This window comes from Acinetobacter sp. 24-47-62, assembly GCF_056779765.1.
In genome coordinates this window covers 247,906-259,608 of sequence record NZ_JBWYIN010000002.1, presented here as the reverse complement: position 1 = coordinate 259,608, position 11,703 = coordinate 247,906, and the positions used below count along the sequence as shown (strand labels likewise).

Here is an 11,703-nt window from a genome sequence, read left to right as displayed (position 1 = left end):
GTTAAAGTTGTTTTACCATGGTCAACGTGACCGATTGTGCCCACGTTAACGTGTGGCTTATTACGTTCAAACTTAGCCTTAGCCATGAGATCTTCCTCGTTTACGTCGAACACAATTCTAAGATTGTTCAGTATCGACCTGTCGCCAAAAAAATGACACTTTAAATACTTGAAAAGCAGACTAATAAGCCTGCTTTCTTTAAAACTTTGTAGAAATTTCTACTAAACTGTATATCTGGAGCTCTTATCGAGATTTGAACTCGAGACCTCTCCCTTACCAAGGGAGTGCTCTACCACTGAGCTATAAGAGCATTTAACACTTCGATGGAGCGGGAGACGAGGGTCGAACTCGCGACATGCAGCTTGGAAGGCTGCCGCTCTACCAACTGAGCTACTCCCGCATATTGGTAAGACACTAGATCGAAGTTTTAAAATTGGTGGTGAGAGAAGGATTCGAACCTTCGAAGCTTACGCGGCAGAGTTACAGTCTGCTCCCTTTGACCGCTCGGGAATCTCACCATTTACACTTACTTCAGTGTTGTTCTTTACTCGACTACTTAAACTCTCTAAGATGGTGCCGGCACACGGATTCGAACTGTGGACCTACTGATTACAAGTCAGTTGCTCTACCAACTGAGCTATGCCGGCGTTTCTTAGTGTTTCGTACGTTTCGTATCGGAACGGTGTGCAGTTTAGCAAAACTTGAAATCCGTGCAAGTGTTTTTTTCAAAAAAAACCCTAAAAACTCACAAAATCAATCCGTTTGATGATAATTCAACCGCTTTGATCACTGCGCGAGCTTTTATTTGGGTTTCATTCCACTCAGAATCAGGATTTGAGTCTGCAACAAGACCCGCACCAGCCTGTACATAAACCTTATTTTCGCGAATAACACAGGTTCTAATTGCGATAGACATGTCCATTTCACCATGCCAGCCTAAATAACCAACAGCACCGCCAAAAATTCCACGTTTTACTGGCTCAACTTCGTCAATAATTTCCATAGCACGAATTTTTGGCGCCCCAGAAAGTGTTCCTGCAGGGAATGTTGCTTTAAAAACATCCAAAGCATCTACGCCTTCCGCAACTTCCCCTTGCACATTAGAAACAATATGCATGACATGTGAATAACGTTCGATCACCATTTGATCAGTGACTTGCACTTTACCGATTTTTGATACACGCCCAATATCATTGCGACCCAAATCAATCAACATTAAGTGCTCTGCGATTTCTTTCTCATCGGAAAGTAAATCTTTTTCCAGCGCTAAATCTTCTTCTTTGGTTTTACCGCGTGGTCGTGTGCCCGCTAATGGGCGCACAGTCGCCACCCCATTTTCTAAACGCGATAAAATTTCTGGTGATGAGCCCACAATATAAAATGGCTTTTCATCACTAAGCGTTTTTCCTTGTACTAAAAACAGATATGGTGAAGGATTAAGATGACGTAATGCACGATATACTTGTAAAGGATCACCATCAAAGTCCGATACCATGCGATGACCAGGAACCACCTGCATCACATCACCCGCACGAATGTACTCTTTAACCGTTTCAATCGATTCTAAGAATTTTTCTTTACCTGTTAATGATTCAAAATGAGGGGCCGTGTGAGGCTTTGCCTGCAAGCTCACCGGTGTGGCAAGTAATGATTCAATTTCATCCAGCTGGCTTTGTGCTTTATTAAAAGCATCCGCATCCTGTGTATCCGCATGTACGATAATAAATAGCGTGTCTTTTAAATTATCAAAAACTACAACTGTTTTAGACAACATGAGCCATAAATCTGGCAATCCAACAGGATCAGCATCAGGAACGTTATTTAAGCGCGGTTCAATATAACGTACCGCGTCATAACCTAGATAGCCCACCAAGCCCCCTGTAAAGTTAGGCAAATCTGGAAGTTCTGCTTTTGATGGCACTTTGAACTGCGATTGAAAGTCACGGATATACTGGAAAGGATCCTGGCATTCAAACGATTCGACTTGACCGTCAGCATTCTGAATTGTTAACTGTCCTGCATTACAAGAGAATACGGTTGACTCACCTAGACCAATAATGGAATAACGCGCCCAGTTTTCACCACCTTCTACAGACTCAAATAAATAGGCTTGTTGATGTTGTTTTAAACGTGCAAATACTGACAATGGAGTATCAGTATCTGCTAAGCGTTGGCGATAAACTGGAATTAAGTTAAAACCTTGTGATTGAAGTTGTTGAAATTGAGTTGACGTTGTCATGAGGAATTCTCTGTAGTTTTCGATGCATATTGAATGTTCTATAAGGTCTGCGCTGAGAGACGCCATCGAAAAACATTAAAACTATTCATTCCTCTACCCTTCTTTATTTATTACAACTTATTTAGAAATCAACACAGTTAAATCATCAACTACTTGTTGCGGCTTACATAACTGAATATCTTCACCATGATTATAACCATAGCTTACGACAATACAATCAATACCCGCACGGCGCGCTGCCTCTACATCATTCGATGAGTCACCAATCATCAAGGTATTGTCCAGATCAGTTCCAAAGGCCTCAACACAATGCAACAAAGGTTTAGGATCTGGTTTTCTCACCTCAAAACGATCTCCACCCACCGTATCCACAAAATAGTGATCCATCTTTAATTCAGCCAATATTTTTCTAGCGGGTAATTCCGGCTTATTCGTGACACACACCATTTTTTTTTGATGAGCTCGACCCCACTCTAAAAATTCGATAATGCCGTGAAATGGACGCGTATCCACGCACGGTTCGGCATTATAAATTTCTAAAAAAGTATCCAATAATTGTTGATGCTCAGAAGGCTCTACACGCCCAGTCAGATGCATTAAAACACTCTGACAGAACAATGAAGTCCCTTTGCCAATCCAATTTCGAACTTGAGATTCTGTGACCAAAGGCAGTTCTAATACATTCAAACTCATATTCATGGCACGATATAGATCAAATGCCGAATCAACCAAAGTTCCATCCAGATCAAAAAGAATTAAGTCACGCTGTTCCAAATTCGCAATATTCATTATTTTAAACCTAACAAAAAAGGCATGCGAAAGCATGCCTTAAAAAATCACATGCAACTTAGTTGAAAATAAACCAGGCAACCAGTGCCACAATCACTAACACCAATAATGCCATTAAGCCAATATTGGCATTTTTTTGAGTTTCCAACTCTTTTTCCGTACAAGTTGCAGGAATATTTACCTCACACGCTTCATGCTTATTGACAGTTGTATTAACATCAACTCCCTCAGGAATTGGCGCTGGTTTAGGAATTCCTACATTTTGAGGCATACCATCTCGAGTAAGCTGAACTGAGCTATCTCGCTCTTTCAGATCAGGCATACCCTGCTCAAGCATTTCAGCTGCTGCTGTCTTCTCTACTGCAACCTTTGAAGAAATTTCAGCTGTTGCGATTGCTTCGCTAGGCTGCTGAACATCTTGTAATGTTTGTGCAGATTGCGCAGGTGCTAAAACTGAAAATTTATGGCTAGCAAATTGCAGAATATCGCCATCTTTAACAATAGTTTCGCCTTCAGCAATTTTTGTATCGTTAATAAACGTGCCATTTGACGAACCTAAGTCTTGAACAGTGAGCACCTGCTCTTTTAGAAACAAAGCAGCATGACGACGTGATACATCTGCAGACTGAATCAAAATATCTGCATCTTGATGACGACCCACCAACATGTCTCGATCGATATCAACTTCTTTACCCGCAAATTCGCCAGTAATTGTTTGTAATTTCCAAGTCATAGTTTCGATCCATTATTCAAGTTTTGACATTTTAACATGGCTGTTTTCGAGATTCACATTGAACGCATGTTATCGAGATGGTCTCAATGTCGTGGTTGTGACCGTATTTTGTGTTCTTTGCACATCTTGTTTTGGCTCAATCGCGACAGGGGTTTCCACCACGACTTGGGCATTGTTTGTATTTGTTGTGGCAACTTGATTGTAAATCACAGGCTTTGGCAGCACTCGCGTTGATTTCACCACAGGATCCTGAGTCACGATGACATTTGGACGTTCAATCACACGCCCTACTGGCTTAGACTGTGCTGTTGGAGCAGTATAACGCTGTACCTGCGGCTCTACTGCTTGAGGCGTTGATGGCACTACGATAGGCTTGACGGGTTGAGGAGTACTTGATACAGGCAACCGCTGTTGGAAGATATCATCAACATTATCCGGTAACTTCTTAAATGTCCCATCACCATCCAGTGCTAACTGCAAACTGTATAAACGATCATAGCGTTGCTGTGACAATCTACGAATATCAGCCGTATCTCCTACGATTGTTGGATGAATAAAAACGAGTAGGTTTCGTTTCACATTATTCTTTGCATCTGCTCTAAACAGTCTACCCAAACCAGGAATCGAGCTTAAACCTGGGACGCCTTGACGCGTTAACTTAGTATCATCTGAAATCAGACCACCCAGCACAATTGTTTGACCATTTTCAGCCAAAATTGAGGTTTTTATGGCACGCTTAGTGGTCACCAAGTCTTTCGCCTCACCACTATCTGGCTTCACTGAGGATACTTCTTGTTCTACAGCAAGACGAACTGTTCCACCTTCACCAATTTGTGGAATAACCTTTAATGTTACACCAACATCTTTACGCTCAATTGAAGTATAAGGGTTTGCTGTTCCACCTGTTGTTGTCACAGATCCTGTCTGGAATGGGACATTCTCACCTACAACGATATAAGCTTCCTCGTTATCCATGGTGACAATCGATGGTGTAGACAATAAGTTCGACTTGGTATTGGTCTTTAATGCCTGAATCAGTGCGCCATACAGTTTACGCGATCCATTCGCACCTTCTTTATATTCACCTAAGGCCAATGAAGCACCAGCTCCAATCAAACCAGCACCCGTAGCTACATTACCAAGAAATCCAGAAGCCAATTGACTCAGCCCTACACCCGCTTTATCAAAATTGATTACACCAATACCACTACTGATGTCACCTAGTGCCCACTGAACACCCAATTGATCTACATCATTTCCTTCAACTTCAACAATAGCAGCCTCAATGAGAATTTGTTGACGACGCACGTCAAGTTGTTGAATAGCAGATTCAATTTCACGCATGAGTTGAGGATCTGCTTTTACCACTAATGCATTTTGTGCACCATCAGCAATAATACTCACGCCATTACTATTAAAACTCGTAATGTCTTGTTGATTTTGATTTGAACCACTATTCAAATTAATCGCTGGGGTACTCACACTCCCATTTGAAGACGTATTACTCGAGCTATTATTAATTAATGAGTTACTAGCACTTGAATTGGAGCTTGAACTATTTGAATTACTGGTACTATTCACCGCCTGACCAGATACTAAACCTTGTAAAATTTCAGCCAATTTTTTTGCGCTTGCATACTTAAGCTTAAATACTTTTAGACCGCCTAGGCGATCAGCTGAAGGAACATCAAGCATTTCGATCATTTGACGAATGCGTTTACGAGTACTTGGATCACCCTTGATCAAAATCCGATTAGTACGTGCATCTGCAATAATACGTACTCGAGAACCTGAAATGTCTTTGGCACCACCCGTAGAAGACATTGAATCCAACAAAACTATCAGCTCTTCAGCTTGGCTAGACTGCAAGCTAATAGCCTCAATATCGTTTTGCCCCGTTCCATCTAAATTACGAATAATCGTTTCAAGCTGTGCAATATTATTCGCACGATCTGAGACTATAAGCGCATTTGTTCCTTGTACCGCCGCCAAATGCGCAAATTGCGGCATGAGTGGTCTTAACGCGGGTATTAGATCATTGGGGTTAGTATTTTCCAGCCAAATGACACGAGTGACCACTTGATCACCTCGTGCGTTCCGAGAGGCATCAAAAGGCACACCTGAATTTTTTACATTATTGTCAGGGACTAAGCGGATAGTGTTACCCGCAGGTACAGCAACAACACCATTAACGTTTAACACACCCAAGAACAGATCATAGACTTCAGCTTTGTTTAAAGCCTTATTTGAAATAACCGTCACATTACCCCGAACCCGCGGATCAACTGCGAAGTTTTTTCCCGTGATATCTGCAACTTCGTTGATAAATGCAGTCAAATCTGCATCACGCAGGTTAATTTTCCAAGTTTGCGCTTGCGCAGCGGTACTTACGACAGCCAATACTGGTGCTACTGCGACCATCGCCCAAAGTGACCGATTTCGATTAAAAAAATCCATAACTTGTTATATTTCCTAATACTTTATGCAAATTAACACATTTTAAAATTCTTGTTGGAAGGTCATCACTTGATCACCTCGTTTTACTTCAATGCGAACTTTACCTTCTCGTTTAGCCTGTTCTAGCAGTTGTGCATCGCTTTGTCCTTGACCGACTGATTGCCCATTCAAGGATAAAACGCGATCGCCAGGTCTTAATCCCAGTTTACTTCTCAAAAATGCAGGCGTTCGATCAGTGACTTCATAACCTTGACCACTGTCAGTGTTGACACCCATATTACTTAAGTATTGTTCACGATTTTCTTGAATTTGATTGATTGCCTGCCCAATGGCATTTTGAGTGGTCGTTTGACCAGAATTCGGTGTTACGTTAGCAGAATTTTGCTGTGCATCAGGTATCAGTGGCTGATTAAGATTTTCTATTCCGGTAAATCTCAACTCAGTCGTCGCACCACTTGGCTGTTTCAATACCACATGATCCCAATATACTTTTGAAAGCTGATAAGAACTTCCTTCTAAGGTTTGTCCAATGGTATAACGATCAGCAACCTCTCGAACTTTAATCACGGCTGAAGATTGACTACTCGGCGTCGAAACCACAACCCCTTGCAACGTAAGCTCTAAATTAGCATCAGCAGCACTCACTTGCGCACCTGTTTCTTGAAACAATGAGAAACTCGATATATTCGGAACAGGAAGTTGCTGCGAACCTAATGCGACTTGGTCAACTTGCATGACTTGCGGTGGTGCAACCACCAACCAAAATAATGAAGCGAGCCTCCACATCATGATTAAAATCAGAACAAATAAAGTAAGTGGAGCAATTCGATCTAAATCTTTAAATGAAATTTGTGAAAACTTATCTTGGAATCCCTTCATTAGAAGCCTCCACTCAGCAGTGGCTGTCTCGTACTGACAACAAAGGTATCCAAACCAGCTTTACCATCATATGAAGGCACATTCATTAATAATCTTTGGGTCACCTGTGCATCCAACATTAATGCAGGATCTAAACTAAGGTTGGCCATTTTTTGCCCGCGCTGATCTTGTACATCAATGAGCAGTTTTCCAGCTTCGTCTGAAAATTGCCCTTTTAAAGATGGCATATTCATTCGTTCTTGTTTCTGGGCAAAGGTATAAGTTAGCGTACCACCACCCCATTGCATCTCTCCGGCGGTTTTTGCAAAACCATCGTTTTGTTTGAATTGAAATGCTACATCCTTCAACTGAATACTATTCTGAGGCCATTGCCAATCCACAAATGTTTTGAGTGTTTCAGGGGCAATATTTCCACTCATATTTTTGATAATTATTTTTTTCCCAAGCCCATAACCCACCACACCGTTGAGTTGCGTCTGACCACTATGTATTTCTAAGTTGGCACCAGCTCTTAATAAAATCAGATCGAGAGGACGTGTTTGCCAGATGACAGAACCTGCAAGATTTCCTTTTTGCCAATCTGCTTGACCTTGCCAGATATTGCCACTGACATTTTTTAAAATTTGATTATTTTTATAAAATTTAGCAATGAGCCACGAGGCTGGAACTTGTAAAAAAACAAATAATAAAAAAGCGAAGATAGCGACGCTTAACCACACCATTTTTTTTGATTTTTTTATCATTCCATGTATACCAACATCTAAGTCTAATTAACCGCAAAATGTTTGAAAATTTTCTATCTTGGTATTATGCATAAATTTTACACTTCTCCAATTCACTTATAAAAAAACCAAGCAGATTTGCTTGGTTTTTTTAATATTAGTGTCATTACATGACAAATCAGTGAAATTAGATAAGGAAATCTTCTAATTTGGCACCTTTTTCAAGCTCTGCAACCAACCAACGTGGCTTCTTTCCACGCCCTGTCCAAGTCTCCGCAGTATTATTTTTATTACGATAACGAGGCTCTACAGATTTACGCGTGCTTTTCTTACGCTTTTGTGCACCATATTCAATGAATTGCTCTAAAGACATACCCACTGATTCAGCAATTTGAGTAATCTGATGATAAGCATCTTCAATTTCCTGATCTTTCTTAGACTCGATCAAAGCTTGGGCTTCAGCAGTTAACTTTCTTAACTCTTCAACAGATAAATTACTAATATCAGGCATAACATTTACTCCAAAAAATTCAATATCATTATTAGATTTATAAAGCGCCATCTTATTGTTATAAATTATTTTAATCAATCCATCATGTTATTTAATATACATAAATAAAACAAATAATTTAACACATTAATTAACCGAGTCTATTTCTATTATTTTTTCTCTAATATGCTCTGGAATCAAAACCTTTTGCATTGTATTTTTATCCACGCAAACTATAACGGCCTCAGCAAGTGCCACAATTTCATTCTGTTGCTCACTCCAAACTGTATATTCCATCCTGAAGGCAGAGTTACGCAATTCAACCACTTTAGTTCCAATGCGTAAATAATCAGGATAAAACACTGGTTTAAGATATTTACAACTATTTGAAGCCACAACAGTATTAATATCTAACGCTAAGATTTCTAATTGATTCAAATACTCTATTCGAGCAGTTTCAATATATCGATAATAAATCACATTATTGACATGTCCAAAAGCATCCATATCACCCCACGCGACTTTTTGATGGGTGATGACTTTGTACTCATTCATTTGTTTCATTCATCATTCTCATAACTTAAATTGAATAAATTTATTATGGGTCTCAAAGACACTGTTCAATTGCTGAGTTAATACAGCATCGCCTTTTAATACAGATTTAATTCTTAAATAGTTCATTAAAGGGTGATCAGGATATAATTGCAATAATGCCTCAGCATCCTGTTCACGATGAGTCGCAGTATATATATGCCATTTAGAAAAACTCAGAATCGGTAATCCAGGATATTTCATTTCAAAATGATCAATCTGGTTTTCAAGCATTTCATAATCAGGATTTTGTTTTAACAATTGTTGTTGAAACCATAAATAAAAAATATCCTGATCGAACCGTTCTTCTAATAAAGACAAAGAAAGTTGAGTTTCATCAAAAGCCATCTCAGGAATGCGAGAAATAAGTTTTAACCATAACGATTTAATACCATATGAAGACGACACAATTTGATCACTCATTTGAGCATACCGAATTTGAATAAGCTCTAAATCTGTATTTGAAGCGTTGTCAAAATCATTGAGTAGCTTTAAAAGCCATTTCTTTTTATGTTCCAAATCTAAATGACCATATTGCGTAGCTTTTAAATAATGCCATGGATATTGAATCGCAAATCTACCCCATAGATGATTCAACTTATGCTGATAAGCATCTTCAAGATCTTTTAACCAAGGTGACAGCATATGACCATGTAAAAACTCTAAATGGGTTAAAGCCTGATCTGGAAGCTCTTGAGCTAAATAAATTTCAATACGCTGGAGTTCAGCCAATTCAAAAGCATCTGCAGGACTTTGTTGTAAAACACTCAACGCATCATCAATACGATCTTGCTTCAACCATATACGAGATTGAATAACTTCTTTGAGTAATCCTGAATTCTCAAACACAGGTTGTAAATATTCTCGCTGTTTTGTGTTTGCCTCCAAAACCCACAAAACTCCTAATTTTTCATACGTATGTAACCTTGAAAAGTCTGTAACTTGTTGAATTTTACGCTGCTCTCTTGATCTCATCTTTCCAACCCAAAACCATAAAAGATGAAGAGATAAAGCAACGAATAGAGAAAAAAATGAAACAAACCAGAGGTTCGTTTGAATCTGAATACCGTGCCAAAGCATGTAAATATAACCTGGCCCTTCTTGATAACTCAGCACACTTAACATGGCTAATATCATTAAACCAACTAATGCATAAACTATAAAAATATGTTTCATGATTAGCCCTCTAAAATTGCTTTACTGTTCAATTTAGGGACAGGTAAAAGTTGTGCTTGTTTGAGATGTTTCGCTTTATTTTTTATTTTGATTGCCGCAGCATCAGGCAGTTGATCCAGTTCATCGATAATTGAGGTCAGTGCATTTTGATAATCAATGTATTGTCCTTGTTGTAGTGCTCTTTGAGCAAATAACACTCTCAATTGAACTTCTTTTAAAACTAATCTTCGATTAAGTAATACCGGCATCTGTTCATCAACGCGTTCAACTTTGAATACACGCTCAAACCATGAGGATTGCGAAGAGTTATCACTCGTGATGTGCTGTACTTGTTGTTCATTTTTCAAATTTGCATCAATATTTTCAAGCAAGTCTCCTAACTGAGCCATTTGAATATTTTTTGCCACAACATATTGTTGAATCATTTTTTGATCATGCTCAACAGCTCGATGCATTGAAACCTGCAATGTATCTGCCAAAGCCAAGCGCTCAACCAGTTGATCCAGTTGATTGAGTTGCTCAAGCGCATATACAAACTCATGTTGATCTAAGGCAAATTGAATTAGCTCTAATTTTTGACTTAAGAGTTTGATTGGATTGATTTCAGATTGAATTTCTTGTTGATTCTTGTTTTGCTGAGGTGGATTGGATTGAGACGAAACCTGCTGATTTGAGCGCTGAATTGCTACCAACTGATCATTCAAACTTGCCACTAATTGCTCTGATTTATGTTGAGTTTGTTGTAGCAACTCAACTTTTTTTTGTAATGAAAAATGATCATAGCTGAGTTTAATCAACCAAATGATTAAGCCTAAAATGAATAGATATAAAATTTTCTTCATGAGTGCCTATGTTCACTTTCAAGCTGCGACAAAATCGTATCTGGCATTAAGTCCGCAATTTGAGTGATTTGAAATTTAGTATTTGAGGTCTGTTGATACATACACACGATCTGATATAACCGATCCGCTAAAACCAAGTAATGACCGTGTTGCATAAATACAGTATAATTTTTGCATAAACTCAGCCAATTTTTCCAACTGGCTTCACTACTAATCAATACAGCATAAAGTTGTGGATTTGCATTGAATGCTTCAAGTAGATGTTTAAATTTATCTTGAGCATCACTTGGGCAGTAGCGGGAGTATAAAACAAAATTAAGTACTTCAATTTTAGCAGTACGACACTGCTGCATCATGAACTGACGGCCACCTTCTCCCCGCCAAAACGCAATACGTTTGAGATCAGCATTTTGTGTTAAAACCGGAAGACTTAACATTCCTTCAGATGTTTCAACATCTGGAACTAAACTTTTAACACCATATCGACTTAGAGCTTCAGCTGTTTTCCGGCCAACTGCAATCCATTTGATATGATTTAAATCGGTCAATCTAAGTCCCGATTTTTCGAGAAACTGCATGCCAACTTCAACGGCTGTTGGACTGACGACCACAATCACTTGTGCTGAAATTAATTGCTGAAAGAGCTGATCAAGTTCATCACTCCAATGAACAGCAGCCAACTCTAGTACAGATAGCTCGATAGGCTCATATCCTGCACGTACCAGTGCCTCATTGAGAGGCTTAGCACGATCTGCAGGTCGAGTATTGATAAACTTCATTTCATT

12 protein-coding genes and 4 tRNA genes are annotated in these 11,703 nt (G+C 39.2%); all 16 read right to left on the bottom strand.

Features of this window, described 5'->3' with window-relative positions:
- Nucleotides 1-86 (bottom strand): GTP-binding protein (locus AC1M87_RS02830; protein WP_001029592.1); only part of this gene is annotated, 86 nt, incomplete at its 3' end.
- Between the two features lie 149 nt (nucleotides 87-235).
- Nucleotides 236-310, bottom strand: a tRNA-Thr gene (locus AC1M87_RS02825).
- A 14-nt stretch (nucleotides 311-324) separates the two neighbouring features.
- Nucleotides 325-400, bottom strand: a tRNA-Gly gene (locus AC1M87_RS02820).
- Between the two features lie 34 nt (nucleotides 401-434).
- A tRNA-Tyr gene (locus AC1M87_RS02815) sits at nucleotides 435-518 on the bottom strand.
- Nucleotides 519-571: 53 nt separating this feature from the next.
- A tRNA-Thr gene (locus AC1M87_RS02810) sits at nucleotides 572-647 on the bottom strand.
- 98 nt (nucleotides 648-745) lie between these two features.
- On the bottom strand, nucleotides 746-2,239 hold the full coding sequence (trpE, locus tag AC1M87_RS02805; protein ID WP_481592877.1) for an anthranilate synthase component I: 1,494 nt from the start codon (nucleotides 2,237-2,239) through the stop codon (nucleotides 746-748).
- Between the two features lie 117 nt (nucleotides 2,240-2,356).
- Nucleotides 2,357-3,028, bottom strand: a complete 672-nt coding sequence (locus AC1M87_RS02800) for an HAD-IA family hydrolase (RefSeq protein ID WP_035270445.1) — start codon at nucleotides 3,026-3,028, stop codon at nucleotides 2,357-2,359.
- Nucleotides 3,029-3,086: 58 nt separating this feature from the next.
- Nucleotides 3,087-3,761: an FHA domain-containing protein gene (locus tag AC1M87_RS02795; RefSeq protein ID WP_481592876.1), complete on the bottom strand. Its 675-nt coding sequence runs from the start codon at nucleotides 3,759-3,761 to the stop codon at nucleotides 3,087-3,089.
- A gap of 69 nt (nucleotides 3,762-3,830) precedes the next feature.
- Entirely contained in the window at nucleotides 3,831-6,218 is a 2,388-nt protein-coding gene (gspD, locus tag AC1M87_RS02790) for a type II secretion system secretin GspD (RefSeq protein WP_481592875.1), read from the bottom strand.
- A gap of 42 nt (nucleotides 6,219-6,260) precedes the next feature.
- On the bottom strand, nucleotides 6,261-7,097 hold the full coding sequence (locus AC1M87_RS02785) for a type II secretion system protein N (protein WP_481592874.1): 837 nt from the start codon (nucleotides 7,095-7,097) through the stop codon (nucleotides 6,261-6,263).
- Complete coding sequence (gene gspN / locus AC1M87_RS02780) at nucleotides 7,097-7,840, bottom strand: type II secretion system protein N (protein WP_481592873.1); 744 nt, start codon at nucleotides 7,838-7,840, stop codon at nucleotides 7,097-7,099. The genes AC1M87_RS02785 and gspN overlap by 1 nt, the downstream gene beginning before the upstream one ends.
- Nucleotides 7,841-8,006: 166 nt before the next feature.
- Nucleotides 8,007-8,330 carry an H-NS histone family protein gene (locus AC1M87_RS02775; protein ID WP_035267603.1) on the bottom strand — a complete coding sequence of 108 codons (324 nt, stop codon included), beginning with the start codon at nucleotides 8,328-8,330 and terminating at the stop codon, nucleotides 8,007-8,009.
- Between the two features lie 126 nt (nucleotides 8,331-8,456).
- Complete coding sequence (locus AC1M87_RS02770) at nucleotides 8,457-8,873, bottom strand: acyl-CoA thioesterase (RefSeq protein ID WP_481588839.1); 417 nt, start codon at nucleotides 8,871-8,873, stop codon at nucleotides 8,457-8,459.
- A gap of 9 nt (nucleotides 8,874-8,882) precedes the next feature.
- Complete coding sequence (locus AC1M87_RS02765) at nucleotides 8,883-10,076, bottom strand: heme biosynthesis protein HemY (protein WP_481592872.1); 1,194 nt, start codon at nucleotides 10,074-10,076, stop codon at nucleotides 8,883-8,885.
- 2 nt (nucleotides 10,077-10,078) lie between these two features.
- Complete coding sequence (locus tag AC1M87_RS02760) at nucleotides 10,079-10,918, bottom strand: hypothetical protein (protein ID WP_481592871.1); 840 nt, start codon at nucleotides 10,916-10,918, stop codon at nucleotides 10,079-10,081.
- Nucleotides 10,915-11,697, bottom strand: a complete 783-nt coding sequence (locus AC1M87_RS02755; protein ID WP_481592870.1) for a uroporphyrinogen-III synthase — start codon at nucleotides 11,695-11,697, stop codon at nucleotides 10,915-10,917. The genes AC1M87_RS02760 and AC1M87_RS02755 overlap by 4 nt, the downstream gene beginning before the upstream one ends.
- Nucleotides 11,698-11,703: the final 6 nt, after the last annotated feature.

What these genes read in the sequence shown, in the direction of transcription:
- trpE (WP_481592877.1), bottom strand. Translation starts at nt 2,239, where the DNA reads ATGACAACGTCAACTCAATTTCAACAACTTCAATCACAAGGTTTTAAC.
- AC1M87_RS02800 (WP_035270445.1), bottom strand. Translation starts at nt 3,028, where the DNA reads ATGAATATTGCGAATTTGGAACAGCGTGACTTAATTCTTTTTGATCTG.
- AC1M87_RS02795 (WP_481592876.1), bottom strand. Translation starts at nt 3,761, where the DNA reads ATGACTTGGAAATTACAAACAATTACTGGCGAATTTGCGGGTAAAGAA.
- gspD (WP_481592875.1), bottom strand. Translation starts at nt 6,218, where the DNA reads ATGGATTTTTTTAATCGAAATCGGTCACTTTGGGCGATGGTCGCAGTA.
- AC1M87_RS02785 (WP_481592874.1), bottom strand. Translation starts at nt 7,097, where the DNA reads ATGAAGGGATTCCAAGATAAGTTTTCACAAATTTCATTTAAAGATTTA.
- gspN (WP_481592873.1), bottom strand. Translation starts at nt 7,840, where the DNA reads ATGATAAAAAAATCAAAAAAAATGGTGTGGTTAAGCGTCGCTATCTTC.
- AC1M87_RS02775 (WP_035267603.1), bottom strand. Translation starts at nt 8,330, where the DNA reads ATGCCTGATATTAGTAATTTATCTGTTGAAGAGTTAAGAAAGTTAACT.
- AC1M87_RS02770 (WP_481588839.1), bottom strand. Translation starts at nt 8,873, where the DNA reads ATGAAACAAATGAATGAGTACAAAGTCATCACCCATCAAAAAGTCGCG.
- AC1M87_RS02765 (WP_481592872.1), bottom strand. Translation starts at nt 10,076, where the DNA reads ATGAAACATATTTTTATAGTTTATGCATTAGTTGGTTTAATGATATTA.
- AC1M87_RS02760 (WP_481592871.1), bottom strand. Translation starts at nt 10,918, where the DNA reads ATGAAGAAAATTTTATATCTATTCATTTTAGGCTTAATCATTTGGTTG.
- AC1M87_RS02755 (WP_481592870.1), bottom strand. Translation starts at nt 11,697, where the DNA reads ATGAAGTTTATCAATACTCGACCTGCAGATCGTGCTAAGCCTCTCAAT.